We start from the raw sequence: 26,953 nt of genomic DNA, 5'->3' as shown, positions 1-26,953 counted from the left end.
ACACACCAACAACAGACAACAATGGTACTCTGTCATGAAAAAGCCACACATAACATCTATTACGCTCTATGCAACCCTGGCCGTACTGATGACCACACCCGCTTTTGCTAAAGAACCCAATTCTCTAATACCGTTTGGTGGTTATCAAAAGAACGGAAAGTGCGGTTGTTACGGTGCCAAGGCTACCATCAAAACGGCTGCTGAGGCCCGCAAGGTTATCGAAGGATTTCTCATCGGTCACGATCTGCATATCGGATTTATGGATGAGCGGCCCGGGTTTTTCAGGGTGGAACTAGTGGATGGAAACGGAACGGTGCGCGATGTGGTAATTGTTCACAAGAACAACGGCAGAGTCAGATCCACTTATTAAGTGAGTGCGTATCCACTGCCACAACCCAAAAAGGAGAAAGACCATGAAAACCATCACAACAACACTAATTGCAATCCTTGTAGCAGCACTTTTTGCCACCACAGCCATGGCCAAACAGTGGCGCTGGAGCAGCAACCAGCAGAATACCGCCGGTTGGCAATTGATGACCTCGGCGGAACGTACTGAACACCAGACCAAAATGCGCAGTTTCACTGAGTATGGCGCTTGCAAGGAGTACGTTGAGGAACATCACAAAAAGATGGAAGACCGGGCCAAAGAAAAAGGTGTTGCCGTGCCGGTCATGCGTCAGAATCCCTGCGACATGATGAAAGCTAAAGGTGTTCTCAAATAGGTTTTGGCCTTTCGAGAATAATGGGGGCCTATAGTCCGAGGTCCCCATTTAGCAAGAGGTAAGCATGGAACTAAACACGAAAAGAGGAACTAAACCACTGTGAGCCAATACTTTACTGAAAACATCTTGGAAGCACCCATGAATGAGCCGGTCTGCTGGTGCAGTAATGTCAGCAAGGGATCAATTTTGGAAGCAATTCAAAACGGTGCCCGAAACATGGATGATATCCGCCGAATGACTGGAGCCTGCACAGAGGGGCGTTGCAAGGAGCTATCCCCGTGGCCGCTGCTGCTCAAAAGAAATTAAAATACTGCTTGAAGCAGAGATCAAATCAACACAGGAGAATGAATCATGAAGATCGAAGTGCTCGGCACTGGCTGTTCTAAATGCAAGACCCTTTATGAAAATGTGAAGAAAGCAGTGGAAGAGAGTGGCAAGACGGCAGATGTCGTCAAGGTTGAAGAGATATCTAAAATCATGTCTTACGGTGTCATGAGCACACCGGCGCTGGTGGTTGATGGACAGGTAAAGTTTTCCGGCAAGGTCGCTTCCGTGGCGGAAATCATGGGGGTGCTGTCATGATGAAGACACTTCAACTGCTCATATTGATCATGCTGACAACAGCCACGGCATACGCCGAACTTCCATCTGCAACCGATGCCGCAGTCAAACAAGCCCTGTCATCCGGTAAACCGACGGTCATTGACCTAGGCGCCCGTGCCTGCATTCCCTGCAAGAAAATGGCGCCGATTCTGGAGGGACTTTCCACTGAATACAAAGGGAAAGCCGGAGTGCTGTTCATTGATGTGTGGGAAAACGAGGCTGCTGCTAAAAAATTCAGAATTCAGATGATCCCGACCCAGATCTTCTTCAATGCCCAGGGCAAAGAGGTGAAGCGTCATACCGGATTTATGGAAAAGTCGGACATTCTAAAGGAATTGAAGACAGCAGGGCTCAGATGACCTTTCTCGATAATATCGAACAGATTATTACGCTCTATCCGCTGGTGGCTTTCGGGGCGGTGTTCCTGGCCGGGGTGCTTTCATCCGCCTCCCCCTGCGTGCTGGCAACCATCCCGCTGGTGGTCGGATTTGTAGGCGGCTACAGCGATGGCGACAAGTGGAAGGCCTTTCGTTATTCCCTGGTTTTTGTTCTTGGGTTGTCGCTGACCTTCACCGCCTTTGGTGCGGCAGCCGGTCTTTGGGGACCATGTTCGGCACTCTGGGAGGGCCTTGGTATTTGATCGCAGGAACCATTGCATTGGTCATGGGTGGCCAGTTGATGGGGTTGTATGAGATTCGACTGCCGATTAAACGGGACTTCAAACCAAAGCAAGGCGGAATTGTCGGTGCGTTTCTGCTGGGGCTATTCTTCGGGATTGTTTCCTCACCCTGCGCCACTCCGGTACTGGTAGTACTGCTGACGCTGGTCGCCGGAAAAGGTCAGGTGTTTTATGGTATCGCACTCCTGTTCAGCTATGCCATAGGCCATTGCCTGCTGATGCTCTTTGCTGGCACGTTCACCGGCTTTGTCGAAGGATTTGTCAAAGCACGGGGAGTCGTAAACTTCTCCCTTTGGGCAAAACGAGTAAGTGGGTCTATAGTAGCTTTGGTTGGAGGTTGGTTCGTTTGGCAGTATTTTTGAGATCCTGCGCGAAGTCTGTCTGCGTCCGTGCATCGGACGCTTATTTTTTGCCAGCTATATGATTGCATGTTCATAACATAAAACTTGATACTTCATGAAACCATCTCATTCACAACTTAATGATGAGGATCAGAAAGTTGCGTATAAGATACTGGTGGGAGTCATAAAATCATTGCAGGAAAGATAGCCGTGGTGAAATGGCTGCACTTTCATGATGTTTTGGTCCTGGCTATACGACATTTTAACTCCGTATAGCCAGATGACATTGGCAAGTAAACACTAATCATAATTACGGTTATCACCCTGCCCAAATCCATGTTTATGCGACATCTCAGCCGCATATTCATTTTCAATGCTATCGTCACTACCAATCTGATACTTTTTAAGAAGTTTGGAAGGGACTGACCGCAATAAATCTATTTCTGGAGCTTCAGTCACAACAAAACAATCAAATAATGGAACCAATGCAAAGTCAGAGCTTTTTAGGTGCTTATCAATAGCCTTAATATCATTATCGGTTAGATTTTCAACACCAGCAAGGCTTGCCAGTTCAGACGGCTCCAAACAAAACATACAAAAACTGGTGCTGTTAAAAGATTTGCTATAGATGAGCTGGAGTAATTTTGCTATCAAATCAGGTGATCGTGTATTTTTGGAATTTTTCATATGCGACTCCTTTATATTGTAAGCATCCCCCGGCAAAGCCGGGGGCTTTCAAAGTCGTGAACCGCTCGAAGCGGTTTTTTCAAAAGATTATCTGACCACCACGAGTGGTGGTCATTCTTCGGGCAAAAATGTCAATTGATCCAGACGTTTGTCTTCGTCTTCCTGGTTCCTGATGTAGTTGGCAATTGTTTCCTCGTCAGCACCGACAGTGGATACAAAGTAGCCACGTGCCCAAAAGCTCATACCAGCAAAGTTCTTCTTCTGACCAAGGTACATTCGCGCAATATGGATTGCACTTTTGCCCTTGATGAAACCGATCACCTGTGCAACGGAGTATTTTGGTGGGATCGATATCAATATGTGAATATGATCAGGTTGAAGGTGCCCTTCCACTATCTTGCACTCTTTCTGCCTGGCTAGACTATGAAACAAGTCGGCAAGATATTTCCGGATTCGACCAAACAGCACCTTGCGGCGACATTTTGGAATCCATACAACGTGATACTTGCAATCCCATTTCGTGTGGCATAAACTTTGTGTGTCGTCCATTGAAGCCTCCTTTTCGTGTACTTTGAGCGGTTCACGTTAGGGAGGCTTCTACATATTTCAGGAACTGTCAAACTATTGGGGTCCCCCGGCAGAGCCGGGGTTTACCCTAAGGAAATTACCCTCCAACCCTAACCCTCCCTCTGAAGGGAAGGAGGTTTTGACTACAGTTTTGCGGATGAATGAAATAGGCATTCCTTTTCAGCTATTCAAATTTGGGTTCTCATGTGGTTCCTTTAAGCGCAGGTGCATGTCGTAACTTCGGGCCGGGAACCTTGGCCCAGAGGAGCAACGTGGAGCTGAGTACGACTGTGACACAGCCCGCTTCCTGGAATATGACCGCCATAACCGGCGTCAGGTGCCCGAGCATAGCCAAGGTCAGGCCGATAGCGTTATAGATTATGGAAAAGAATATATTGAGCTTGATCCGCCGCAACACCTTCCGGGACATCTGCACAAATTCGACTAGACGCGAGAGGTTGCCGTCCATCAGTGTCACATCCGCCGCCTCAATGGCGATGTCTGAGCCGGTCCCTCCCATCACAATGCCTACATCGGCGAGCGCCAGAGCAGGAGCATCATTGATGCCATCACCGACCATGGCTACGGTCTTGCCTTCGTTTTTCATCTCCTGGATGGCGGACTGCTTATCCTGCGGCATGAGCTCGGCCCGGAATTCGTCCACCCCGATCTGGGCCGCTACGGCCTGTGCAACCCTGGCATTATCGCCGGTCAACATGGTAATGTTGCCCACGCCAAGCGACTTGAGTGAAGCAATCGCGTCTGCTGTCTCCGGCTTTACTTCATCCGCGATTGACAGGAGTCCAACAACTTTGTGGTCACAGGCGACCAGGATCGCCGTCCTTCCTAACTCGGATTGAGCAGTCAGGGCCTGTTCAATTTGAGCGGGAATAGCGATCCCCCGTCCTCGTAGAAAAACATCCCTCCCAACAACAATCTCCCGTCCATCCTGGGTAGTTTCGACTCCTTTGCCAACCTCGATTCTGAACTCATCGGGGTCCGGTATCTCAAGTGCTCGTTCCTTGGCCAAAGCCATCACCGCTTTTGCCAAAGGATGCTCCGAGTACTTTTCAGTTATGGCAGCCAGACGAAGCACCTCGTTTTCCGACACGCATTCGCAGCTGATCACTTCCAGGACTTTCGGACGACCCAAGGTGAGAGTACCGGTTTTGTCAATGACCAGAGAGTTAATCTTACCCGCGATTTCGAAGAAGATACCACCTTTGATGAGCACAGACCGGCGGGCCATATTGGCAATTCCTGCTGCCACTGCCGAAGGTGTCGCGATGGCGAAAGCGCAGGGACATGCAACCAGCAGAATGGCGACGGCTATTTTGACCTCGCCTGAAGTCAGATACCCGATACCTGCAAGTATGAGCACGGTAGGAAGGAACCATACGGTAAAACGGTCGGCGATCCCTTGAATGGGCGCTTTGGACTCCTGCGCTTCTTCGACCAAGTGAACTATTCTGGCAAGAGTGGTGTCTGCGCCGATCTTGGTGGTGCGTATCTCAAGACGACCGCTCTCATTCAGGGTACCGGCAAAGACCTCGTGGCCCTTGAGTTTCTCCACCGGCATGGATTCTCCGGTGATGGGTGCCTGGTTAACGGTCGCCGAGCCCACGGTGATTATGCCGTCCACTGGAATGCGATCACCCGGTCGTACTATCACGATATCTCCGGTCTGCAGTTCGGCTACGGAAACTGAGACTTCCTCATCGCCGCGCCGCACGTTTGCCATCGGCGGGGTGAGGTCAAGCAGGCCACGGATACTCCGGCGTGTCTTGTCGAGCGTGTACGACTCCAAAGCTCCGACCACGGCCATAATCAGAATGATCACCGCCGCAGGTACAAACTCTCCGGCGGCTATGGTAACGAAAATAGCTATTGTCACGAATACGTTGACCGTGATCTTGCGGTGTGCGATGTCACGAAAGCCCGCCAGAAAGCGCTGCCATCCACCGAAAACAGTGGCAATTAGGGCAAGTCCGGCAGCCAGAAACGCAGGGTCGACCTGCCAACGCCCCAATAGCCAAGCGGCCAGGGTCAGCACTCCCACTATTACCGGAACAAGCGTAAAGATCAGGATTTCCTGCACGTTTCGCGAATCATCTTGTCGAACCATCAGCTTGCTCCTTGTCGTTTACGGTTTTTCCGGCGCATCTTTCTGTTGCTTCTCTTTATCCTGATTCTCGACATGGCAACCACACCCTGGACCGCAACCGCTGCTCGACTTATTCATTGACTCCTTGAGTATTGTCCAGAGTCCTTTTTTGCCTGGATTCACTTCATTGGGTTTCTTTTCCATGATTTGACCTCCTTGTTGTTTAGGACTTTTTGTTAAGCGTTACCGTTTCACCTTGGAACGCATACGTCCTCTTCATTATCGAACCCGTCCTTATAATCCGCCGACGCGCTGCTTGGCCTCCTCGACAAGGCAGAAACCGAGGCTGAGGAGACTGAGCGCACACGGGTCAGCTACACGGTAATATATGTTGTTTCCTTGTCGGGTGGACATGATGATGCCTCGGTCAGCAAGGCGTTGCAACTGATTGGAAACAGCTTGTGGCTTCATCCCCACGGCAGCCGCCAGCTCCGTCACACACAACTCTCCCGCGCGAGCCAAGGCGTGAAGCAAACGAAGCCGTGTCTCGTTGGCGAGAACTTTGAACAAAGCTACGAGTTCTCCACTCTCCGTGGAAGTAATCAGACTCCGTTCCTCCAGGGTGGGCTTGAGGGTACAAGCAGGTAGTTCCGTTTTCTCTTTTTGATTCATTGTGCCTCCTTGGGCAAAACACTATTACATGGTATTGTGTATTACCGAGCTTGTCAAGCTCTCTTCCCCGGACTGATATCACAATTCTTTCACAATTTGCTCACACTCATTTCACTCTTACCTGTTACTGTTCAACTGTATCAAACATCTTGTAAGGAGGTAATTGGCCATGAAAACAAACATAGCAACAGTAATCGGGGTAGGGCTTTTGGCATTTGCAGGCACAGCTTTTGCCGGGCCGTGGGGGTACGGAGGTGGCATGGTCGCTCAAGGGACGCCGGTCAGTGTCGAGGCTGTCAAGAAGTTTCAGGACGAGACCACGACTCTGCGTAACGAAATGATGCTCAAGAAAGTTGAGTTGCGCAACGAGTATCTCAAGCAGCCGGTTGACGCAGGCAGGGTTGCGACACTCACCAAAGAAATGACCGATCTACAGGCTAAAATTACCACCATCGCAACCAGTAACGGCCTGCCGGGTCCGGGCGGGGGAGGATGCGGTATGGGCTGTGGAATGGGAATGGGCAGAGGGATGGGAAGGATGCAGGCGGCCTATCAAAACAGGTAAGGACGTACACACCAACAACAGACAACAATGGTACTCTGTCATGAAAAAGCCACACATAACATCTATTACGCTCTATGCAACCCTGGCCGTACTGATGACCACACCCGCTTTTGCTAAAGAACCCAATTCTCTAATACCGTTTGGTGGTTATCAAAAGAACGGAAAGTGCGGTTGTTACGGTGCCAAGGCTACCATCAAAACGGCTGCTGAGGCCCGCAAGGTTATCGAAGGATTTCTCATCGGTCACGATCTGCATATCGGATTTATGGATGAGCGGCCCGGGTTTTTCAGGGTGGAACTAGTGGATGGAAACGGAACGGTGCGCGATGTGGTAATTGTTCACAAGAACAACGGCAGAGTCAGATCCACTTATTAAGTGAGTGCGTATCCACTGCCACAACCCAAAAAGGAGAAAGACCATGAAAACCATCACAACAACACTAATTGCAATCCTTGTAGCAGCACTTTTTGCCACCACAGCCATGGCCAAACAGTGGCGCTGGAGCAGCAACCAGCAGAATACCGCCGGTTGGCAATTGATGACCTCGGCGGAACGTACTGAACACCAGACCAAAATGCGCAGTTTCACTGAGTATGGCGCTTGCAAGGAGTACGTTGAGGAACATCACAAAAAGATGGAAGACCGGGCCAAAGAAAAAGGTGTTGCCGTGCCGGTCATGCGTCAGAATCCCTGCGACATGATGAAAGCTAAAGGTGTTCTCAAATAGGTTTTGGCCTTTCGAGAATAATGGGGGCCTATAGTCCGAGGTCCCCATTTAGCAAGAGGTAAGCATGGAACTAAACACGAAAAGAGGAACTAAACCACTGTGAGCCAATACTTTACTGAAAACATCTTGGAAGCACCCATGAATGAGCCGGTCTGCTGGTGCAGTAATGTCAGCAAGGGATCAATTTTGGAAGCAATTCAAAACGGTGCCCGAAACATGGATGATATCCGCCGAATGACTGGAGCCTGCACAGAGGGGCGTTGCAAGGAGCTATCCCCCCGTGGCCGCTGCTGCTCAAAAGAAATTAAAATACTGCTTGAAGCAGAGATCAAATCAACACAGGAGAATGAATCATGAAGATCGAAGTGCTCGGCACTGGCTGTTCTAAATGCAAGACCCTTTATGAAAATGTGAAGAAAGCAGTGGAAGAGAGTGGCAAGACGGCAGATGTCGTCAAGGTTGAAGAGATATCTAAAATCATGTCTTACGGTGTCATGAGCACACCGGCGCTGGTGGTTGATGGACAGGTAAAGTTTTCCGGCAAGGTCGCTTCCGTGGCGGAAATCATGGGGGTGCTGTCATGATGAAGACACTTCAACTGCTCATATTGATCATGCTGACAACAGCCACGGCATACGCCGAACTTCCATCTGCAACCGATGCCGCAGTCAAACAAGCCCTGTCATCCGGTAAACCGACGGTCATTGACCTAGGCGCCCGTGCCTGCATTCCCTGCAAGAAAATGGCGCCGATTCTGGAGGGACTTTCCACTGAATACAAAGGGAAAGCCGGAGTGCTGTTCATTGATGTGTGGGAAAACGAGGCTGCTGCTAAAAAATTCAGAATTCAGATGATCCCGACCCAGATCTTCTTCAATGCCCAGGGCAAAGAGGTGAAGCGTCATACCGGATTTATGGAAAAGTCGGACATTCTAAAGGAATTGAAGACAGCAGGGCTCAGATGACCTTTCTCGATAATATCGAACAGATTATTACGCTCTATCCGCTGGTGGCTTTCGGGGCGGTGTTCCTGGCCGGGGTGCTTTCATCCGCCTCCCCCTGCGTGCTGGCAACCATCCCGCTGGTGGTCGGATTTGTAGGCGGCTACAGCGATGGCGACAAGTGGAAGGCCTTTCGTTATTCCCTGGTTTTTGTTCTTGGGTTGTCGCTGACCTTCACCGCCTTTGGTGCGGCAGCCGGTCTTTTGGGGACCATGTTCGGCACTCTGGGAGGGCCTTGGTATTTGATCGCAGGAACCATTGCATTGGTCATGGGTGGCCAGTTGATGGGGTTGTATGAGATTCGACTGCCGATTAAACGGGACTTCAAACCAAAGCAAGGCGGAATTGTCGGTGCGTTTCTGCTGGGGCTATTCTTCGGGATTGTTTCCTCACCCTGCGCCACTCCGGTACTGGTAGTACTGCTGACGCTGGTCGCCGGAAAAGGTCAGGTGTTTTATGGTATCGCACTCCTGTTCAGCTATGCCATAGGCCATTGCCTGCTGATGCTCTTTGCTGGCACGTTCACCGGCTTTGTCGAAGGATTTGTCAAAGCACGGGGAGTCGTAAACTTCTCCCTTTGGGCAAAACGAGTAAGTGGGTCTATAGTAGCTTTGGTTGGAGGTTGGTTCGTTTGGCAGTATTTTTGAGATCCTGCGCGAAGTCTGTCTGCGTCCGTGCATCGGACGCTTATTTTTTGCCAGCTATATGATTGCATGTTCATAACATAAAACTTGATACTTCATGAAACCATCTCATTCACAACTTAATGATGAGGATCAGAAAGTTGCGTATAAGATACTGGTGGGAGTCATAAAATCATTGCAGGAAAGATAGCCGTGGTGAAATGGCTGCACTTTCATGATGTTTTGGTCCTGGCTATACGACATTTTAACTCCGTATAGCCAGATGACATTGGCAAGTAAACACTAATCATAATTACGGTTATCACCCTGCCCAAATCCATGTTTATGCGACATCTCAGCCGCATATTCATTTTCAATGCTATCGTCACTACCAATCTGATACTTTTTAAGAAGTTTGGAAGGGACTGACCGCAATAAATCTATTTCTGGAGCTTCAGTCACAACAAAACAATCAAATAATGGAACCAATGCAAAGTCAGAGCTTTTTAGGTGCTTATCAATAGCCTTAATATCATTATCGGTTAGATTTTCAACACCAGCAAGGCTTGCCAGTTCAGACGGCTCCAAACAAAACATACAAAAACTGGTGCTGTTAAAAGATTTGCTATAGATGAGCTGGAGTAATTTTGCTATCAAATCAGGTGATCGTGTATTTTTGGAATTTTTCATATGCGACTCCTTTATATTGTAAGCATCCCCCGGCAAAGCCGGGGGCTTTCAAAGTCGTGAACCGCTCGAAGCGGTTTTTTCAAAAGATTATCTGACCACCACGAGTGGTGGTCATTCTTCGGGCAAAAATGTCAATTGATCCAGACGTTTGTCTTCGTCTTCCTGGTTCCTGATGTAGTTGGCAATTGTTTCCTCGTCAGCACCGACAGTGGATACAAAGTAGCCACGTGCCCAAAAGCTCATACCAGCAAAGTTCTTCTTCTGACCAAGGTACATTCGCGCAATATGGATTGCACTTTTGCCCTTGATGAAACCGATCACCTGTGCAACGGAGTATTTTGGTGGGATCGATATCAATATGTGAATATGATCAGGTTGAAGGTGCCCTTCCACTATCTTGCACTCTTTCTGCCTGGCTAGACTATGAAACAAGTCGGCAAGATATTTCCGGATTCGACCAAACAGCACCTTGCGGCGACATTTTGGAATCCATACAACGTGATACTTGCAATCCCATTTCGTGTGGCATAAACTTTGTGTGTCGTCCATTGAAGCCTCCTTTTCGTGTACTTTGAGCGGTTCACGTTAGGGAGGCTTCTACATATTTCAGGAACTGTCAAACTATTGGGGTCCCCCGGCAGAGCCGGGGGTTTACCCTAAGGAAATTAACCGATCCAAGCGATTCTGTCGCTGTTGCACTGCGCGAGCGGAACATGAAAGCGCTCGCTGAAATCCCGCAGGCGTTGACCCTGCTGCCGCGAACAGAACTGCCGTTGCGCGGCACTGAACTGGTCGGCATTCCTGCATTGCGGGCATTCTTTTCAACTGAAAGCGGTGTGCCGTCAACCAGAAGCGTTGGGCACTCAACTACTTTGCCGGCACCACTGAACAATCTTCTCGATATGCTGGCATCCATGCCCGGCGGAGTGATTATGACCATGGGGAAAGGGGGGGTCGGGAAAACCACCCTTGCAGTGAACATTGCAACCGCTTTAGCTGGCCGTGGCAAAAAGGTGCATCTAACCACCACCGATCCGGCTGCTCATGTTGCCCTAACCCTCGGTGAAGCAGCGGCGGAAATGCAGGTCAGCCGTATTGACCCGGAAGCGGAAACCGAGGCCTACCGCAACGAAGTCCTCGCAACTGCCGGGACGAGTCTGGATGATGAAGCCCGGGCGCTGATGGAAGAAGACCTGCGCTCACCCTGTACGGAAGAGATTGCTGTATTCCGGGCTTTTGCCAAAATCGTAGACCAGGGTACCGATCGCTTCGTGGTAATCGACACCGCTCCCACCGGACATACGTTGCTGCTACTGGACGCTTCCGAATCATACCACCGTGAGGTGTCGCGTTCCATGAGCGATATCCCTGAGGCGGTGCGCCAATTGCTACCGCGCCTGCGTGATCCCGTGTTCACCAAGGTTTTTTTGGTGACTCTGCCGGAGGCAACTCCGGTTCATGAGGCGCTGGCGCTCCAACAGGATCTGCGCCGCGCAGGCATAGAACCAGCAGGTTGGATCATTAACCAGAGCCTGGCGCCGCTGGCGGTTACCGATCCGATCCTTGACCAACGCCGTGTCCGCGAATTCCGCTATATCGATGAGGTCGTCCATGAAGGTCTGCCGACCTTCCTCATTCCCTGGCAATAGAGACATATTGGAACGCATTGCAAAGCGGCTCTACAAATTTATCAACACCAAACAAAAAGGAGATTTGCCATGAAGATTGAAATTTATGACCCTGCAATGTGCTGCTCAACTGGCGTCTGCGGACCAAGCGTCGATTCTGAACTTGTCAGAATTCAGGAAACGCTACGTCAGATTCAGAAACAGGCGCCGGAAGTCCAGGTTGTGCGCTCCGGCCTCACCTCAGATCCGCAAGCCTTTGTTGCCAACAGTGTCGTTGCTGAGCTTCTGAAAAGCGAAGGACCCGAATGCCTGCCTCTCACCTTTGTTGATGGTGAACTGGCCAGTAAGGGTAAGTATCCGGGCAATGAACAACTCCAGGCAATCCTGAATCGAGCTGGAATCACTGTGAAGATGACCGAGAAGAAAAGAGCCACTGGTTGCTGCGGTCCCGGCTGCTGCTAAATCCGATATAGTAGCAGAATCGGTAAACAAGGAGATTGGAATGGCAGCAAAAGCAAACAAAAATGGGAATTTATCAGATACAAGTGACGAAGTATCTACCGGGGAATTCCCCAGTTGCGGACCGGGGTGCGACTGCGGGAGTCCTACCAGCAAAACCAGCGCAACAGCAAAGATTGTCATTTGTTGTGTTGTTGTCGCGATAATCGCAGGTATCCTGCTTTTCAAAGCTATGAACGCCCGGCAGAATCCGGCAGCCGGGTTTTCAGCTTCGTTCGCGCGTAAAGGGCCTGTAACGAACAGTTCAGTGCAGGGAGGAGGCAGCGGGGCGGCTATTTCCGCAATTGCCGACCTCAATGACCTTGCTGCCAAACTCGACACTGTTTTTCTCGTTATTCCGAGCAAAGACAATGCCCCTGCCAGTAATGAAACTGGTGACGTACTGGCATCAGTCGAGCGAACCCTGAATGAAAAAGGGCTGAGCACTGGCATCTACACCTTGAAAGCCACGTCGCCCGACTACCCCGATGTTGCCGCCAAAGTGACACCACCAGGAATTGCGGTGTTGACCAAGGGGCGCGGCATCGGTTTTGTTTCTGGAGGAATGTCGGAAAATAAGCTGATGCAGGCATATGTGGCCTCCACAAGAGGTGGCGGCTGTGGTCCGAGCGGTTGCCCGCCGCCCGGTGGCGGCAAAGCTGCCGTACCGTGCAACTGACGGGGTGACAGATGCTTGACTATTGTATCACAACGCTGCAAAACGCGGCTTCCCAGCCGATCGGGCTGTTCTTTGCCCTGCTGCTCGGCACAGTGAGCGCAGCCACCAGCGCCTGCTGCACGCTGCCGGCAATGGGGATACTTATCGGCTATTCAGGGGCGCGGCAAGAAAAAAACCATCGAGCGGCTGTCAGTTCTGTCATATTTTTCACTGTGGGCACAGTCTTGTCTTTGATGATTATCGGCGGCATCGCCGGTTTTGTCGGCCAGACTGCGCAACTATCTCTGGGTGGGTACTGGAAAATATTTGCCGGCATTATCGCGATTCTCTTTGGTCTGGTGACTCTGAAGCTGCTCCCCTTTAAACTCCCTGCGTCAAGCAGCACACTGTCAACAAACCGCATCGGCAAGCTCAGGCCGGCTGCAGCGGGGCTGCTCTTAGGCGGCGGCCTCGCAGCATGTTCTCTCCCCTGCAATCCTGGCATTTTCATTGTGCTCGGCGCGGCGATCTTACAGGGGCAGGTAATATGGGCGATACTCTTACTTGCCATGTATGCAATCGGTTTCAGCATCCCGCTAGGAGCTGTTTTACTGGGAGTTTCTCTGGGTAAAACCGCACTACTATCACAAAATGCTGACAAAGCCATCCGCTGGGTTTCAGGGTGTATCCTCCTTATCGCTGGATTCTATCTCCTGGTAACTTTTTAAAGAAGTTCCTATCCGAAGACTGGATTCAACAATAACCCCATCTGGGGATTAGGTGACGACAATGTTTTATTCACAGGTTCTCTCAACTGGTTCGGGTATTCCGGGCAGAGTGGTTACAAACGATTACTTTAGTTACCTGGTTGAGGATGCTGACAATTGGATTTCCTCCAGAACCGGAATACGGGAAAGGCGTTTTGTTGCTCCCGATGAGGCGACCTCAGACTTGGCAACCCGTGCCGCGAGAAACGCCATGGAACGAGGTGGAATTACCCCGGCTGAACTTGACTGCATTATTGTTGGCACATCTACTGCTGACATGATTCTTCCTGCTACCGCATGTATGGTTCAAAAGAATATCGGGGCTGTCAATGCCTTCGCATTTGACATGAACGCAGTCTGCAGCAGCTTCATCTATGCCGTTGAAATTGCCGATAATTTCATTCGGTCAGGTAAATACAGGAAAATCCTTGTTATTGGCGCCGACACCTACTCAAAGATCCTCGATTTTCAGGACAAGACTACCTGTCCATTGTTTGGAGACGGTGCCGGTGCGGTAATTTTAGGGGTGACGGAAGAACGGAAGGGAATTATTCAGAGCATCGTCAAGAGCGACGGCAAGGGGTGGGAACTCATCCAGGTCGCTTCTTCGGGCTCCAGGAAGCCGATCACAGTCGAAACCATCGCTATGCGGGAAAACACCTTCAAGATGGAAGGAAAGCCGGTCTTTGTTTTCGCCACCGACATCATCCCGAAAATTATCGAAGAAGTAACCGCCAAAGCCGGGATAACACCCGACCAGCTTGATCACATCATACCCCACCAGGCAAATATCCGGATCATCGATTTCATCTCTAAGAAACTCGGGTTCCCCAAAAACAAGTTTCTCCTCAATCTCGACCGCTATGGCAATACTGCAGCAGCTTCAGTAGGATTGGTGCTTGATGAGAGCCTCCGTAACGGCGTGATCAAGACAGGGGAAAAGGTACTGATGATGGGATTCGGCGGCGGTTTGTCCTGGGGTGGAATACTTATCCAGTTTTAACTATGTACGCGATTGCCCAGTAGAGGAGATTACCCTTGAAGATTGAAATTTACGACCCTGCAATGTGCTGTTCAACCGGGGTATGCGGACCAAGCGTCGATCCTGAACTGGTTAGAATCCAAGAGGTGTTGCGCCAGATACAGAAGCAGGTTCCGGAAGTTCAGGTTCTGCGCTACGGGCTCACCTCAAATCCGGAGGTTTTTATCGTCAACTCCGCTGTGGCCGAACTGTTGCAGAACGAGGGGCCGGAGTGTTTGCCGCTCCTGTTTGTGGACGGGATGTTCATCCTCAAAGGACAATACCCAGGGAATGAACAGTTAAGATTAATACTTAAAAACCGTGGATTTAGTGTAACACTGGAAGAGGATAAACAAGCATCACGATGCTGCGGTCCAGGTTGCTGCTGAACTCTCTTGCAGAGTTGATGAAATCAGGAGGGAGATCATGTTCTGGCACAAGCCATTTAATGATTTCGTTATGCGAATGCGCGACAAAGGCATTCCCGCACGTATTCACCTCTGGAAAGGCACTGAAGTAGATCTGGGCCACAACCCGCGCGTAACAATAAAAGTTCCTTCGATCAAGGCATTACAGCATCTTCTCAATCCTTCCCTGGACACACTCGGGCATGCGTATGTGGAGGGGGAGATCGACGTGGAGGGCCGGATCGCGGATGTGGTAGATATCGCTGCGCGGCTTGCCGAGAGTGCCTCTGAGAAAGTCGGAAAGACATCCCGAGTCCTAGAGATTGTACACCATACCAGAAAGATAGACGCTGAAGCCATCGCCTACCATTATGACGTATCGAATGAGTTCTACAGCCTCTGGCTCGACCCCGGCATGGTGTATTCATGCGGATATTTTTGCAACGAAGACGACCCTTTGGAGGCGGCTCAGGTACAGAAAATTGATCGTATCCTCCGAAAACTCAGTCTGCGCCCTGGTGACAGGCTGCTTGATATCGGTTGCGGCTGGGGTGCACTGGTCATGCGAGCTGCGGAAAAATTTGGCGCAAAAGCGGTGGGTATCACCCTGTCCCGCAACCAATACGAACTGGCGAAGGAAAGAATCAGAGATGCAGGTCTCACGGATCGTTGCGAAGTGCGCCTTGAAGACTATCGGGATGTCACAGGCAAGTTTGACCGTATCTCCAGCGTCGGTATGTTCGAGCATGTTGGGCTCAATAATCTGCGCGGGTACTTCGACAAAATTCATACATTGCTGGAGGATGACGGCATAGTTTTGAACCATGGCATTACCTCTACAGATCCTGAATCCGGTGAATCCCCTTGGGGAGGTGGGAGTTTCATCGACCGTTACGTATTCCCTCACGGAGCACTGCCGCATATCAGCCTGGCACTTAAAGAGATGGGGGCTGCCGGGCTTGAGCCGGTGGACGTGGAAAGTCTGCGTCGTCACTACTCCATGACCCTAAAACACTGGACGGAACGGTTCGAGGCGGTGGGAGATCAGTTGCGGACTATGGTTGGCGAAAAACGTTGGCGAATCTGGCGGGTCTACCTGGCCGGATGCGCCTACGGGTTCACTCGCCATTGGATATCAGTTCACCAAATTTTAGCAGTCAAGGCAGGTGCAGCTGTATTGCCGCTGACGCGCGACTATATGCGCTGCAACTGTATCGCCCCGCAGCCCAAAAAGGTTTGATGAAGTACGCGGGTGGAGAAGGTCCTCTTCCCCAGCCTGTACATTACAGGAAAAAGGTAAATGGAGCTGTTCATAGAGCAATTGCGGATACTTTTCCGACGCTACAGTCATTTAAATGCCTCATGTTGCGACGAGTGCTGCGGCGAGCAGGTCTCCATGACTCATTGCAGTATACTTCGTGAAGTGAGTAGACGCCCCGGCTCATCAATGCAGCAGATAGCCGAGGAGTTGGGCGTGGATATTACCACATTCAGCCGCCAGGTTAAGAAAATGGAGGCTAAAAAACTCGTAATCAGGCGAGCTTCACCCTACGACCGGAGGGTAAGCCTTCTGGATTTGACCCCTGCAGGAGTTGAGGTATTATGCTCGATTGACAATTACATCGCAAAACGGACTGCAGGAATATTTGAAAGAATGAGTCGTTTTGAGCAGGAAACGGTGGCACGCTCACTGGAGTTTTTGAATGATTCCATGGCTACCACTGGCAAGTCAGACAGGAACCAAGACATTAATATTGTATGTTGCAAGTAAAAAGGGCCAGAGTAATCAACTTCATTTCATCCCAGGGAGGCTTATGAAGTCTGTTCTCCGATTATCTTTTGTCACTGTAGCATTCCTTTTGTTCCCTGTTTTTTCTTTTGCCGCCGGACTCCCCTCAGCCAACGTATTTACCATCCGTGCTGCCCTGGCCTCGGGTAAGCCGACTGTGGCTGACTTTGGCGCCCGCAGTTGCATCCCCTGCAAAAGGATGGCGCCGATTCTGGAAGAACTGAACAATGAGCTTAAAGGCAAAGCCAATGTTCTGTTTTCCGACCTCAACGAGTCTCGGGATGTGGCAAGTCCATATAGAATCCAGATGATGCCGACGCAGATTTTTTTCGATGCCAAAGGCAAGGAAGTAAAGCGGCATATCGGCTTCTTGGACAAAGCTGACATCCTGAAAGAACTTACGGCCGCAGGGATGAAATGAAATCCTCTCTTCAAGGGGGGCAGAACCGGGTGACTTCGGGAATCCTCTGGCTTGCTGTCATTGCAGGCTTTGCTCTGTCACTTATGGATCTTCTTGAAATCTGCACCGAGGCATGCAGCGAGAACGCAAAATATACCATTTTCGGACTTAATTTCGGCTTGTTCGGACTGGCCTTTTTTGCGACTGTGCTGGTGATTCTTGCCGTTCGAAACCGGTTGCCCATTGCGCGCTTGATCCTGTCGCTGCTACTGTTTGGCGCTGCCGGGGCTGAACTGCATTTTATCTGGCTGCAAAAGTACGAAATCGGAAAGTGGTGCCCTATCTGTCTGACCATTGCGGCGACAGTCTACCTGGGCTGTGGTGTCCTGCTATATGAATCATTAAGGAGTAAAACAGTGAAAAACAGATTCAATCGTATTGCCGTCATGATCGTGGCGCTTGTTGTGGGCACTATCACCGCCACATTCGGTGTTGTCAGAGAGAGCCAGGCAGCTCTTGATTTTTACCTGGGCAACGAAAAGAGTCCGGTGACAGTCTACTTCATCAGTGATTGGTTCTGTCCTGTCTGTCGAAAGGTGGAGCCTCGTATCGCGCAGATTTATAGCCAGGTGGCTAGCGATGCCCGTGTAGCCTTCATCGACTACCCAATCCATGCGGAGACTAACAACTTCACCCCGTACAATCTGCAATTTCTGGCTTTTGAAAAAGAGAAGTACCCAAAACTGCGCGCCGCCCTGGCAACACTTGCAATGAAAACAAAAACTCCGACGGCCGAACAGGTTCAAGAGGTGGTAGCTCCACTTGGTGTTACTTTGCGGCAGATGAACTACGCTGACATCCTTTACGGCCTTCAGACCAACCTCACTACCTATCGAGGCTTCGGCGTCACTGCCACCCCTTCAGTAGTAGTGACGCACTCTAAAACCGGGAGGAAAAAGATCCTTGTCGGCGACAAGCAAATAACACTTCAAGCTATCCAGTCTGCGCTTCTTGAGGTTGGCAAAAAGTAGTGATGGAATCACAATCAATAACCTATCTGAGTGCATTTGTGGCAGGACTACTATCCTTTCTATCCCCCTGCGTGCTTCCCCTGATACCCTCATACATTACCTACATCACCGGCCTTTCTCTTGGTGACCTTCAGAATGAACGCCCTGGCCATGTCGTTCGTCAGAAAACGATACTGCATTCCCTGGCTTTCATTTCGGGATTTACATTCGTATTTGTTCTCCTGGGAGCCTCCGCTACACTTCTTGGCTCGTTCCTTCAGGAGCATATGTCCATAATCCGCAAAACTGGCGGTCTGCTTGTAATTATGTTTGGTCTGCATGTCGCCGGTCTTTTACCAATACTCTGGCTGCTTGGGGAGAAACGGATCAACATCCGTCACAAGCCTGCCGGTTATCTGGGAAGTTTCCTGGTGGGCCTGGCCTTTGCTGCCGGCTGGACACCCTGTATCGGCCCAATCCTAGGATCGATCCTGATGATCGCGGCCACAGAGGGAAAAGTGGGGCAAGGGATTGTGCTGTTGCTGCTCTACTCCATCGGCCTGGGGATTCCATTTTTGGTCTCCTCCCTGGCGCTTCATCGCTTCATCATTTTATTCAACCGATTCAAGCGATATATTCGCATCTTTGAGATCATCACCGGACTGTTTCTTGTGTTAGTAGGAATACTGATATTTACCAACTGGCTTTCACTCCTTTCCGGCTATGCCAACATGCTTTTTCTGCCCAAATAAGTGATGTCTTGCATTTCCTTCTGACATCGGCATTTCGGGGCTTTTCTCGGGAGGGGATGCAGATTTTTACGCAGGAACGGCACTGCCTTTTTTGCCACACCAGCAGAACTCTTACTTTACTGGACTGAACAATTACTTACCAACAGTTTATCCTCATAGTCTTGCCAAATTTATTTCTCTCCGGGTACTACTCCATAGCTCTTTATTAATTATTCATAATTTATTGTTGCAAGTTGAAAAAGCAGCGATATAGTAAAATATATTCGCTAATGCGGATGCAATGTGTCACCCTGCTTGATCAGGAGCCGGTCATGCCCGTTGAGTTCAAGAACTATTATGACATTCTCGGCGTGAGCTCAAATGCGAGCGACGCGGAAATCAAGAAAGCCTTCCGGAGTCTGGCTCGTAAACACCATCCTGATATAGCCAAAGACAAGACTGCCTCAGAAATAAAATTTAAGGAAATCAACGAGGCCAATGAGGTTCTCAGCGACCCTGATAAACGGCGGAAGTATGATGCTCTGGGAGCAGACTGGAACCGACCCGAACGGCAATCAAGCGGATTTCGAAGAGGTGCGGAAAATGGCTCCGAATTCCATTTCGAAGGCACGGGCTTCAGTGATTTCTTTGAGCAGTTCTTCGGCAGTCGCGTCCACCCGCCCGGTGGCTCATTTGCTCAGCGGGGGCAGGATATCGAGAGTGACATTCTGGTAACGCTTGCTGAAGCCTTGCACGGTTCGATGCGCACGATCAATCTGCAACGTGTCGATTCGCGCAGCGGGCAAGTGTCTCTGCAGACATTGCGGGTAAAAATACCACCAGGAGTGCGGGAAGCACAGCTCATCCGTCTCTGTGGCAAAGGGCAGGAAGGTAGTGGCGGAGGTAATGCCGGTGACCTTTATTTGCGTGTCCAGTTCGCCAAACATCCTGATTTCCGGGTACAGGGTGCCAACTTGTATTTTGATCTGGAGTTGTCTCCATGGGAAGCGGTGCTTGGCGCAACCGTCCACATCACGACGCTTGATGGAACGGTAGCCTTGAAAGTGCCGCCAGGCACAACTGCTGATCGCGAATTCCGTCTGCGTGGCAAGGGATTGCCCACGGGAAACGGGATGCGGGGCGACTTGCACGCTATTGCCAAGATCCAGGTTCCGGCAGTTCTTAATTCGAAAGAAAAAGCTCTGTGGGAGCAGTTAGCTGGACTTTCGACGTTTAAACCGAGGAGTGCACCATGTGTAAACGAAATGATTCAGACAGCCCCTCGCATATGTCACTGGAGTTGTTTCAGCCGAAACCGGACCTCCTGTACAGCCTCGATGCAGCTGCCCGTATCGCTGGTGTACCCCGTCGTTCAATTCTGATCTACTGCCGTGCCGGTTTTATACGTTCTGTTTTTCAGCCGCCGTATGGCGTCATGGCATTTACGGAAGAAGCGATCTACACCGTTCGGCGCATTGAACACGTGCGTTCCTGTCACGGTCTGGATCTGGCCATGATCAAAACCGTGTTCGAACTGATCGAAGAGGTGGAACGTCTGCGCTCCGAGTTGCGCTTCTTGCGTCACCATTGAAAAGGCGAGCTCATCTCATTTCGATAGAATATTTATATGGACGAGTGATCTTCCGCAAAGTCAACAACGAATAATCGAAAGGGGGGTTAAGCAATATGAGTAAAGTAATCGGGATTGATCTCGGAACAACCAATTCCTGCGTCTCGATCATGGAGGGTGGTGAGCCGGTCGTTATCGCCAACTCCGAGGGGGGCCGCACAACTCCTTCGATGGTGGCAATTTCAGAGAATGGGGAACGTCTGGTGGGGCAGCAGGCCAAACGACAGGCGGTCACCAATCCGGAAAACACCCTCTATTCAATAAAACGGCTAATTGGACGCAAGTTCGATACGGAAGCGGTCAAAAAGGATATCGCTAACTCCCCTTTCAAGATCGTCAAGGCAGACAACGGAGATGCCTGGGTTGAGGTTCGCGGCAAGCACTATTCCCCACCGGAGATCTCAGCCATGGTTCTGCAGAAGATGAAAAAAACCGCCGAGGATCACCTGGGGAGTACGGTTACCGATGCGGTCATTACCGTACCGGCCTATTTCGACGATTCCCAGCGTCAGGCCACCAAAGATGCCGGGAAAATCGCAGGATTAAACGTCCTGCGCATCATCAACGAACCGACAGCAGCCGCTCTGGCATACGGGCTCGACAAGAAAAAGGATGAGAAAATAGCCGTATTCGACCTGGGAGGGGGCACCTTCGACATCTCTATTCTGGAAGTGGGTGACGGCGTCTTCGAAGTCAAATCCACCAACGGTGACACGTTCCTGGGGGGCGAGGATTTCGATCAGCTGGTCATTGACTGGATCTCAGATGAATTCAAAAAAGACCAGGGCATCGATCTGCGCGGCGACAATATGGCCTTGCAACGCCTGAAGGAAGCAGCAGAAAAAGCCAAATGCGAACTGTCTACATCAATGGAGACCGACATCAATCTGCCCTTCATAACTGCCGATGCCTCAGGGCCGAAGCACCTGATACTTAAACTCTCTCGTGCCAAGCTGGAGTCGATCTGTGCCAATCTGCTGACCAAGCTTGACGGCCCCTGCCGAACTGCGCTCAAGGATGCCGGGCTGTCTGCCAACGAGATTGATGAGGTCCTGCTGGTAGGCGGCATGACCCGCATGCCGGCTGTTCAGAAAATGGTAGAGAACGTCTTTGGCAAGATACCCAGCAAGGGTGTCAACCCCGACGAGGTGGTTGCCATCGGCGCTGCTATCCAGGGCGGCGTTCTTATAGGTGAGGTCAAGGGCGTCCTTCTGCTGGATGTGACCCCGCTCTCACTCGGTATCGAAACCTTGGGCAGCGTCATGACCAGACTGATCGAAAAGAACACTACCATCCCTTGTCGCAAGAGCCAGGTTTTTTCGACCGCCGCCGACAACCAGGCAGCGGTTTCGATCCATGTTTTGCAAGGTGAGCGCGAAATGTCACTCAACAACAAGACCCTTGGCAACTTCGAACTGACCGGCATCCCGCCAGCACCGCGCGGCATTCCGCAGATCGAAGTGACCTTCGACATAGACGCTAACGGCATAGTGCATGTTTCTGCCAAGGATCTCGGCACCGGCAAGGAACAGTCGATCAGGATCACCGCATCGTCTGGCCTGTCCAAAGAAGAGATCAACAAGATGGTCCGAGACGCCGAGGCTCATGCTGATGAGGATAAAAAGAAGCGTGAGGTGATCGAAGCACGTAATCATGCCAACACCATGATCTACAGCACCGAGAAGTCAGTCAAGGAGTTTGGCGACAAGATCGGCACCTTGGAAAAGGACAACATCGAAAACAAGCTGTCCGAACTGAAAAAGCTCATGGAAGTCGAAGACGCCGAAGCTATCAAAAAGGCCACCGAAGCTCTTGCCCAATCGGCTCACAAACTGGCCGAGGCCATGTACCCAAAGGAATCTGGCTGCGGAGGCGGGGACTGCGGCACTTCCTGCGGCGCAGCAGAGCGACCGGGGGGCTCAAAACCCATTAATGACAACGTGGTAGACGCTGAATTTGACGAAGTGAAGAGCGACAAGAAGTAGTCATGTCCATGCATACATAGCCAAACATGATCTTCCTACCAAATTTTAGAATGGTCTGAATTTATGAGAAGCCGAGAGAAAAGAGAGCATTTAAAGACACTTGCACGGTGTGCAAGTATTTGCAGAAAGGAGAACCTCATGAAAACGCTATCTATCACATGGCAGAGACTATTGGACGATGGGAAAACCTGCCCCCGCTGTGGGTCTACGGAAATCGAGGTCGAAAAAGCCGTAGCGCTCCTCACCCAGTCCCTCGCGCCGCTGGGTATCACAGTCGTCCTCGCAAAGAGTGATCTGAACGCTGAGCAGTTCGCAAAGGACACTCTTCAATCGAACAGAATCCAGATCGATGGCAAACTGCTGGAGGAATGGATCGGCGGGGAGACCGGGCAGAGCCAGTGCTGCGAGGTCTGCGGCCCCAACGATTGCCGCACCATGACAGTGGAGAGCGAGGTCTTGGAGGTTATCCCGGCGGAACTGATCGTCAAGGCCGGGCTCCTCGCAGCGGCGCAAATACTTAGTCGGTAAGAGTGTGACTGTTATCCGGCCGCTTCTTGGCCATGTAGCGGCATCTGACCAAAGTGGCCGTACACTTTCCTTGTGGTGAACAATGCGAGATGATGACTGGACCGAAAGGAGGTGGTAATTGAAGGAAATACAAGTAAAACCGAAACCGTGGTTATGCAGGCAGGAAACGTCAATAACAACAAGGAGGTAATAAACATGAGAAGCTGGGATCTATTGAGAGAGATGGATAATTTGCGCAGGGAAATCAACCAGGCCTTCCAGGGGTATGGATTCAATCGTCCGCTTGGAACCACATTCCTTTCACAGGAAGCTTCACGATGTTTTCCTCTTGTCAATCTCAGTGAAGACAAAGACCATGTGTATGTTAATGCGCTCGTACCCGGAGTCGATCCGAAACAGATCGACCTTTCTGTGCTGAGAGATACCATCACCATAAGTGGCGAGCGGAAGCCGTTTGATGAACAGAAAGGTCAGACTGTGCACAGGTGCGAACTCGGTTCAGGCACGTTCTCCAGAACAGTGGAACTGCCGGCTGATATCGACCCCAACAAGATAGAAGCCGAGTGCATTGATGGCATATTAAGCATTTGCCTTGCCAAGGCCGAACATGCAAAACCGAAAAAGATCGGTATCAAACTTTCGTAACCAGATTTCAGTAAGCACTTAACACGCTTCACTATGAAAGGAGGTTATCATCATGGCAGACAAAAATATAACTGCACGCAATGAGGATAAAAGTGTCCAGACCCGCGAAGAAACCAGGGCCAGTGAACGTTACATCAAACCATCGGTCAATATCATAGAGACAGAAAACGGGCTGACTTTGACCGCCGATATCCCCGGTGCCGCTAAAGAGACCGTCGATATCAATGTGGATAATGGGGTTCTGACTATCAACGCGCCGGTATCGCGCAGTATGTGCGGTCAGCCTGTATATACCGAATTCGAACTGGCCCCATATTATCGCCAATTCACCATCCCGGAGGTCCTGGACCTTAAGAAAGTAAAAGCAGAATTCGAATGCGGAATTCTTACCCTGCATCTTACCAAGGCAGAGGCAGCCAAACCGCACAAGATAGCGATCAAGGCGGCGTAAAAGAACGGTTGCTGTTTGATTGCTACGCCAACCTAATGGATCGCTGGTTGGCGTAGCTTTCCACGAGGTAGCAAAACGATTTAAAAGAGAAACTGTCACTTGCCCTTGCAGGTGCTGAAGGAGGCCGAAACGTCATGACTCCTGTGCCGAACACCTTGTCAACTTCAATTGCACCGCCAGACGTGGAATTATTCGACCCTCCGATGTGCTGTCCCACCGGGTTATGCGGACCCGCTCTCGACCAGTTGTTGCTGGATGTAAACGAAATGATAATGTCCCTCCAGCGCGAAAATCTGCATGTGGAACGCTATCAAATGAGCAGCAACTCCGGGGCCTTTTTAGGAAATGCCGAGGTCATGAAACTGCTGGGCGAGAAGCAAATGGAGGCCCTGCCTATTATTGTCGTGCGCGGCAAGGTGATCAAGGTCGGAGCATATCCTACTTTGGATGAGATCAAAGCAAATCTAAACGGAGCAAACGTATGAGTACTCAATTCATCTTTTTTTCGGGCAAGGGTGGCGTAGGCAAGACCAGCATGGCGTGCACACATGCTGTCCGTTACGCGGATGAGGGCAGGCGCACGCTGATTGTCACTACCGACCCGGCATCCAATTTAGCAGATGTGTTCGAACAGAAAATCGGCCATCAGATTACACCTGTTTCGGGCGTATCGAATTTATCTGCTATGGAAATCGATCCCGATACCGCCACGCGGGAATACATTGACCGCGCTATGGCGCCACTGCGCGCTGCCTTTCCTCCTCAAGTAGTAAAAGTGATGGAAGAGCAGATGAGCGGCCCCTGTACGGCGGAAGTGGCAGCGTTCGACCGCTTCACTGACTTCATCGTTAGCGATAAGGGCGCCCCCGATTTCGATGTTGTTATCTTTGACACTGCGCCAACGGGTCACACTATTCGCTTGCTGGAACTTCCTGCCGAGTGGAGTCAGTCTATTGCCACGGCCAGCGCAGGCAGTGGACAAACCTGTATCGGGCCGGCCGCCGCAATTCAGGACGCAAAACGTAAATATGAGCATGCCTTGGGAGCCCTGCGCGACGAAACGCTTGCGACCTTTATCTTTGTGTTGCACCCAGAAGCGATTGCCATCCGTGAAACCAAGCGTGCAATTGGCGAACTGGGTAAACTGGAAATCCATGCCTTCCGCTTAATTATCAACGGCATCATCCCGGCCAGCGAGAAAGCTAACCCGCTATTCGCCGCCCGCTCCCAGATGCAGACGCGCTACCTGGCACAGATCCAGGCTGAACTGCCATACCCAAGTCAGAGCATGATTTTGCTTTCGGGCGAGATTCAGGGCGCGGCACGGCTCCGTCAGGTAGGGAAGATTTTCTTTGATGGTGAACCAACCCCAGTGGAGCTTGAGGCGGCCAGGGGGAAACCTGTAAAAATAGTGACTTCCTCCATCGAGGAAGTCACTGCTCGAATCCTCCCGAAGGGGCAACGCCGCACTGTATTTTTCGCCGGCAAAGGCGGCGTCGGCAAGACGGTCGCCTCGTGCATGACGGCCGTCTGGCTGGCTCGTCAGGGACACAAGACCCTACTGCTGACGACTGACCCCGCAGCCCATCTGGGTGATGTGCTTGGTCAGCCCGTGGGCGATAATGTTACGGTTGTTAGTGGACAAACATCTCTATGGGCAGTCAAGATTGACCCCAAGGCGGCTGCGGAGACCTACAAGGCACGTATTCTTGGGGATGCCCGTCAACGCGGGCGTCCGGAAAGCGCTCTCAAGGTGATGGAAGAAGAACTTGAGTCGCCCTGCACCGAGGAAATGGCAGCTTTCGACCAGTTTATTGATTACGCCTCGCAGTCACAGTGGGATGCGATGGTATTCGATACCGCTCCAACCGGCCACACCATGCGCCTTCTGGAACTGCCGATGGATTGGAGCCAGCAAATTGACGTTAAGGTGTTTGCTTCAGTAGAGGGTAATGCCGCGGACAACGTGGCCAAGCAGCGCTTTGGCAAGGTGATTGAGATGATGCGCGACCAGGAGCAAAGCACCTTCGCGTTTGTGATGTATCCGGAGTCGACGCCGGTTTTGGAAGCCTGGCGTGCGTCGCAGGAACTGGCAACAGTCGGGATTCACACCGGGCTGGTCGTGGCGAACTTTGTCATCCCGCCGGAGCAGGTGACTCCTTTTGCGCGAGCGCGACGCGCCATGCAGGTCAAGTATCTAGCTGAAATCCGCGAGCGCTTTGCCGTGCCCGTACTTGAAATTCCGCTCCTGCCGCAAGAAGTAAAGGGACTGGAGATGTTGGTTGAAATAGGGGTGTTGGCCTATGGTAATGAATCAAGGCTGCCCAGCCTGAAGCCAAAGGACTGGAACCAGAAATGACCAATCAAACCCCATGTCCGTCCTTAAGGTGATAAGGAGAAACCTATGTCACAGAGTGCTGAATTTATCCAAGCCGCAACCGACACCCAAGAAGCGGAGGTGCACATTGCAGCACACACCTTTGCGAAGGCTCTATCCGAATCAGCTGAATTTAAAGCTTTTGAGCAGGCAGCAGAGCGCCTGAAACAGGATAAAACCGCTCTGGAGGCAATCCAGGCGTTTCAAAATCAGCAAAAGTCTCTTCAGGTGATGTTGATGCTGAACGCAGTTAGCGAGAAGGATCAGGCAGAAATGGACCGCTTACAGAAAGCTTTCCTGAATGAGCCTTCCGTTGTTGCCTATCTGCAGGCTCAGGACGAGCTTACCACATTATGTAAGGCAGCCGCTGCGCTGCTTTCTGAACGCATCGGACTGAGCTTTGCTGCCGCCTGTGGCCCGGGAAGCTGCTAAGGTAAGGAGTTACAA

38 protein-coding genes and 2 pseudogenes are annotated in these 26,953 nt (G+C 51.0%); 33 read left to right on the top strand and 7 right to left on the bottom strand.

Translation table 11 applies throughout. The features are described from left to right. Nucleotides 1–34 precede the first annotated feature (34 nt). The 6 genes and pseudogenes from GSVR_RS01160 to GSVR_RS01135 all read left to right on the top strand — a co-directional run bounded on the left by GSVR_RS01160 (nt 35) and on the right by GSVR_RS01135 (nt 2,366). Nucleotides 35–370: a hypothetical protein gene (locus GSVR_RS01160; protein WP_173202472.1), complete on the top strand. Its 336-nt coding sequence runs from the start codon at nt 35–37 to the stop codon at nt 368–370. Between the two features lie 43 nt (nt 371–413). Then, entirely contained in the window at nt 414–722 is a 309-nt protein-coding gene (locus GSVR_RS01155; RefSeq protein ID WP_173202471.1) for a hypothetical protein, read from the top strand. A gap of 138 nt (nt 723–860) precedes the next feature. Further along, a pseudogene (locus GSVR_RS22285) lies at nt 861–1,001 on the top strand ((2Fe-2S)-binding protein); the annotation flags it as partial. Between the two features lie 72 nt (nt 1,002–1,073). Further along, nucleotides 1,074–1,304: a thioredoxin family protein gene (locus GSVR_RS01145; RefSeq protein WP_173202469.1), complete on the top strand. Its 231-nt coding sequence runs from the start codon at nt 1,074–1,076 to the stop codon at nt 1,302–1,304. Continuing rightward, nucleotides 1,304–1,684 carry a co-chaperone YbbN gene (locus GSVR_RS01140; RefSeq protein WP_173202477.1) on the top strand — a complete coding sequence of 127 codons (381 nt, stop codon included), beginning with the start codon at nt 1,304–1,306 and terminating at the stop codon, nt 1,682–1,684. The genes GSVR_RS01145 and GSVR_RS01140 overlap by 1 nt, the downstream gene beginning before the upstream one ends. After that, nucleotides 1,681–2,366, top strand: a pseudogene (locus GSVR_RS01135) (cytochrome c biogenesis CcdA family protein). Before GSVR_RS01140 ends, GSVR_RS01135 begins: the two are co-directional and overlap by 4 nt. A gap of 279 nt (nt 2,367–2,645) precedes the next feature. Here the strand turns inward: GSVR_RS01135 and GSVR_RS01130 are convergent. The 5 genes from GSVR_RS01130 to GSVR_RS01110 form a co-directional block, all read right to left on the bottom strand. Beyond that, nucleotides 2,646–3,032, bottom strand: coding sequence for a hypothetical protein (locus tag GSVR_RS01130; RefSeq protein WP_173202467.1), 387 nt, complete (start codon nt 3,030–3,032; stop codon nt 2,646–2,648). 111 nt (nt 3,033–3,143) lie between these two features. Next, nucleotides 3,144–3,581, bottom strand: coding sequence for an IS200/IS605 family transposase (gene tnpA, locus GSVR_RS01125; RefSeq protein ID WP_173196373.1), 438 nt, complete (start codon nt 3,579–3,581; stop codon nt 3,144–3,146). 220 nt (nt 3,582–3,801) lie between these two features. Next, the gene (locus tag GSVR_RS01120) at nt 3,802–5,724 is read right to left on the bottom strand and encodes a cation-translocating P-type ATPase (protein ID WP_173202476.1); all 1,923 of its coding nucleotides are present in this window, start codon (nt 5,722–5,724) and stop codon (nt 3,802–3,804) included. Nucleotides 5,725–5,742: 18 nt separating this feature from the next. Continuing rightward, nucleotides 5,743–5,907 carry a hypothetical protein gene (locus GSVR_RS01115; protein ID WP_173202475.1) on the bottom strand — a complete coding sequence of 55 codons (165 nt, stop codon included), beginning with the start codon at nt 5,905–5,907 and terminating at the stop codon, nt 5,743–5,745. A gap of 90 nt (nt 5,908–5,997) precedes the next feature. Next, complete coding sequence (locus GSVR_RS01110) at nt 5,998–6,375, bottom strand: metalloregulator ArsR/SmtB family transcription factor (protein WP_173202474.1); 378 nt, start codon at nt 6,373–6,375, stop codon at nt 5,998–6,000. A 169-nt stretch (nt 6,376–6,544) separates the two neighbouring features. Between GSVR_RS01110 and GSVR_RS01105 the strand changes: the two genes are divergently transcribed. From GSVR_RS01105 to GSVR_RS01075, 7 genes are all read left to right on the top strand, one after another. Further along, nucleotides 6,545–6,940, top strand: coding sequence for a hypothetical protein (locus tag GSVR_RS01105; protein WP_173202473.1), 396 nt, complete (start codon nt 6,545–6,547; stop codon nt 6,938–6,940). A 40-nt stretch (nt 6,941–6,980) separates the two neighbouring features. After that, the gene (locus tag GSVR_RS01100; protein WP_173202472.1) at nt 6,981–7,316 is read left to right on the top strand and encodes a hypothetical protein; all 336 of its coding nucleotides are present in this window, start codon (nt 6,981–6,983) and stop codon (nt 7,314–7,316) included. Between the two features lie 43 nt (nt 7,317–7,359). After that, a complete protein-coding gene (locus GSVR_RS01095) occupies nt 7,360–7,668 on the top strand; it encodes a hypothetical protein (protein WP_173202471.1) in 309 nt (102 codons plus the stop codon). Between the two features lie 138 nt (nt 7,669–7,806). Then, nucleotides 7,807–8,025 carry a (2Fe-2S)-binding protein gene (locus tag GSVR_RS01090; protein ID WP_173202470.1) on the top strand — a complete coding sequence of 73 codons (219 nt, stop codon included), beginning with the start codon at nt 7,807–7,809 and terminating at the stop codon, nt 8,023–8,025. Further along, complete coding sequence (locus tag GSVR_RS01085; protein WP_173202469.1) at nt 8,022–8,252, top strand: thioredoxin family protein; 231 nt, start codon at nt 8,022–8,024, stop codon at nt 8,250–8,252. Before GSVR_RS01090 ends, GSVR_RS01085 begins: the two co-directional genes overlap by 4 nt. After that, nucleotides 8,252–8,632: a co-chaperone YbbN gene (locus GSVR_RS01080; protein ID WP_173202477.1), complete on the top strand. Its 381-nt coding sequence runs from the start codon at nt 8,252–8,254 to the stop codon at nt 8,630–8,632. The genes GSVR_RS01085 and GSVR_RS01080 overlap by 1 nt, the downstream gene beginning before the upstream one ends. Beyond that, nucleotides 8,629–9,315: a cytochrome c biogenesis CcdA family protein gene (locus tag GSVR_RS01075; protein ID WP_173202468.1), complete on the top strand. Its 687-nt coding sequence runs from the start codon at nt 8,629–8,631 to the stop codon at nt 9,313–9,315. Before GSVR_RS01080 ends, GSVR_RS01075 begins: the two co-directional genes overlap by 4 nt. Before the next feature lie 279 nt (nt 9,316–9,594). Here GSVR_RS01075 and GSVR_RS01070 read toward each other — a convergent pair whose 3' ends face one another. Next, nucleotides 9,595–9,981, bottom strand: coding sequence for a hypothetical protein (locus tag GSVR_RS01070; protein WP_173202467.1), 387 nt, complete (start codon nt 9,979–9,981; stop codon nt 9,595–9,597). Nucleotides 9,982–10,092: 111 nt separating this feature from the next. Next, the gene (tnpA, locus tag GSVR_RS01065) at nt 10,093–10,530 is read right to left on the bottom strand and encodes an IS200/IS605 family transposase (protein WP_173196373.1); all 438 of its coding nucleotides are present in this window, start codon (nt 10,528–10,530) and stop codon (nt 10,093–10,095) included. Between the two features lie 164 nt (nt 10,531–10,694). Between tnpA (GSVR_RS01065) and GSVR_RS01060 the strand changes: the two genes are divergently transcribed. The 20 genes from GSVR_RS01060 (at nt 10,695) to GSVR_RS00965 (ending at nt 26,938) form a co-directional block, all read left to right on the top strand. Then, complete coding sequence (locus GSVR_RS01060) at nt 10,695–11,630, top strand: ArsA-related P-loop ATPase (protein WP_203978753.1); 936 nt, start codon at nt 10,695–10,697, stop codon at nt 11,628–11,630. A gap of 69 nt (nt 11,631–11,699) precedes the next feature. After that, the gene (gene arsD / locus GSVR_RS01055) at nt 11,700–12,071 is read left to right on the top strand and encodes an arsenite efflux transporter metallochaperone ArsD (protein ID WP_173202438.1); all 372 of its coding nucleotides are present in this window, start codon (nt 11,700–11,702) and stop codon (nt 12,069–12,071) included. Between the two features lie 40 nt (nt 12,072–12,111). Then, entirely contained in the window at nt 12,112–12,786 is a 675-nt protein-coding gene (locus GSVR_RS01050) for a hypothetical protein (RefSeq protein ID WP_173202439.1), read from the top strand. 11 nt (nt 12,787–12,797) lie between these two features. Next, nucleotides 12,798–13,493, top strand: a complete 696-nt coding sequence (locus GSVR_RS01045) for a cytochrome c biogenesis CcdA family protein (RefSeq protein ID WP_173202440.1) — start codon at nt 12,798–12,800, stop codon at nt 13,491–13,493. A 61-nt stretch (nt 13,494–13,554) separates the two neighbouring features. Beyond that, nucleotides 13,555–14,535 carry a beta-ketoacyl-ACP synthase III gene (locus GSVR_RS01040; RefSeq protein ID WP_173202441.1) on the top strand — a complete coding sequence of 327 codons (981 nt, stop codon included), beginning with the start codon at nt 13,555–13,557 and terminating at the stop codon, nt 14,533–14,535. A 35-nt stretch (nt 14,536–14,570) separates the two neighbouring features. Further along, nucleotides 14,571–14,942 carry an arsenite efflux transporter metallochaperone ArsD gene (gene arsD, locus GSVR_RS01035; RefSeq protein ID WP_173202442.1) on the top strand — a complete coding sequence of 124 codons (372 nt, stop codon included), beginning with the start codon at nt 14,571–14,573 and terminating at the stop codon, nt 14,940–14,942. 37 nt (nt 14,943–14,979) lie between these two features. Further along, nucleotides 14,980–16,200: a class I SAM-dependent methyltransferase gene (locus tag GSVR_RS01030; RefSeq protein WP_173202443.1), complete on the top strand. Its 1,221-nt coding sequence runs from the start codon at nt 14,980–14,982 to the stop codon at nt 16,198–16,200. Between the two features lie 60 nt (nt 16,201–16,260). Next, nucleotides 16,261–16,731 (top strand): MarR family winged helix-turn-helix transcriptional regulator, encoded by a 471-nt coding sequence (locus GSVR_RS01025; protein WP_173202444.1) that lies wholly within the window; start codon nt 16,261–16,263, stop codon nt 16,729–16,731. Between the two features lie 43 nt (nt 16,732–16,774). Then, the gene (locus GSVR_RS01020) at nt 16,775–17,170 is read left to right on the top strand and encodes a thioredoxin family protein (protein WP_173202445.1); all 396 of its coding nucleotides are present in this window, start codon (nt 16,775–16,777) and stop codon (nt 17,168–17,170) included. Beyond that, complete coding sequence (locus GSVR_RS01015; RefSeq protein WP_173202446.1) at nt 17,167–18,180, top strand: thioredoxin domain-containing protein; 1,014 nt, start codon at nt 17,167–17,169, stop codon at nt 18,178–18,180. Before GSVR_RS01020 ends, GSVR_RS01015 begins: the two co-directional genes overlap by 4 nt. Nucleotides 18,181–18,182: 2 nt before the next feature. After that, the gene (locus tag GSVR_RS01010) at nt 18,183–18,911 is read left to right on the top strand and encodes a cytochrome c biogenesis CcdA family protein (RefSeq protein WP_173202447.1); all 729 of its coding nucleotides are present in this window, start codon (nt 18,183–18,185) and stop codon (nt 18,909–18,911) included. 311 nt (nt 18,912–19,222) lie between these two features. Next, nucleotides 19,223–20,272: a DnaJ C-terminal domain-containing protein gene (locus GSVR_RS01005; protein WP_173202448.1), complete on the top strand. Its 1,050-nt coding sequence runs from the start codon at nt 19,223–19,225 to the stop codon at nt 20,270–20,272. Further along, nucleotides 20,179–20,481: a MerR family transcriptional regulator gene (locus tag GSVR_RS01000; protein ID WP_239077425.1), complete on the top strand. Its 303-nt coding sequence runs from the start codon at nt 20,179–20,181 to the stop codon at nt 20,479–20,481. The genes GSVR_RS01005 and GSVR_RS01000 overlap by 94 nt, the downstream gene beginning before the upstream one ends. A gap of 95 nt (nt 20,482–20,576) precedes the next feature. After that, the gene (gene dnaK / locus GSVR_RS00995) at nt 20,577–22,505 is read left to right on the top strand and encodes a molecular chaperone DnaK (protein WP_173202450.1); all 1,929 of its coding nucleotides are present in this window, start codon (nt 20,577–20,579) and stop codon (nt 22,503–22,505) included. A 138-nt stretch (nt 22,506–22,643) separates the two neighbouring features. Further along, a complete protein-coding gene (locus GSVR_RS00990; protein ID WP_173202451.1) occupies nt 22,644–23,033 on the top strand; it encodes a DUF2703 domain-containing protein in 390 nt (129 codons plus the stop codon). Between the two features lie 195 nt (nt 23,034–23,228). Then, a complete protein-coding gene (locus GSVR_RS00985; RefSeq protein ID WP_173202452.1) occupies nt 23,229–23,678 on the top strand; it encodes an Hsp20/alpha crystallin family protein in 450 nt (149 codons plus the stop codon). A 52-nt stretch (nt 23,679–23,730) separates the two neighbouring features. Further along, nucleotides 23,731–24,129 (top strand): Hsp20/alpha crystallin family protein, encoded by a 399-nt coding sequence (locus tag GSVR_RS00980; protein ID WP_173202453.1) that lies wholly within the window; start codon nt 23,731–23,733, stop codon nt 24,127–24,129. Between the two features lie 134 nt (nt 24,130–24,263). Further along, nucleotides 24,264–24,614 carry an arsenite efflux transporter metallochaperone ArsD gene (arsD, locus tag GSVR_RS00975; protein ID WP_173202454.1) on the top strand — a complete coding sequence of 117 codons (351 nt, stop codon included), beginning with the start codon at nt 24,264–24,266 and terminating at the stop codon, nt 24,612–24,614. Next, nucleotides 24,611–26,488, top strand: coding sequence for a TRC40/GET3/ArsA family transport-energizing ATPase (locus GSVR_RS00970; protein ID WP_173202455.1), 1,878 nt, complete (start codon nt 24,611–24,613; stop codon nt 26,486–26,488). Before arsD (GSVR_RS00975) ends, GSVR_RS00970 begins: the two co-directional genes overlap by 4 nt. Nucleotides 26,489–26,533: 45 nt before the next feature. Continuing rightward, nucleotides 26,534–26,938, top strand: a complete 405-nt coding sequence (locus tag GSVR_RS00965) for a YlbF family regulator (protein ID WP_173202456.1) — start codon at nt 26,534–26,536, stop codon at nt 26,936–26,938. Nucleotides 26,939–26,953 lie beyond the last annotated feature (15 nt).

The organism is Geobacter sp. SVR (assembly GCF_016865365.1).
Classification (GTDB): domain Bacteria; phylum Desulfobacterota; class Desulfuromonadia; order Geobacterales; family Pseudopelobacteraceae; genus Pelotalea.
Note: the sequence above shows the minus strand (reverse complement) of the source record. Positions and strands in the feature narration are given on the sequence as shown.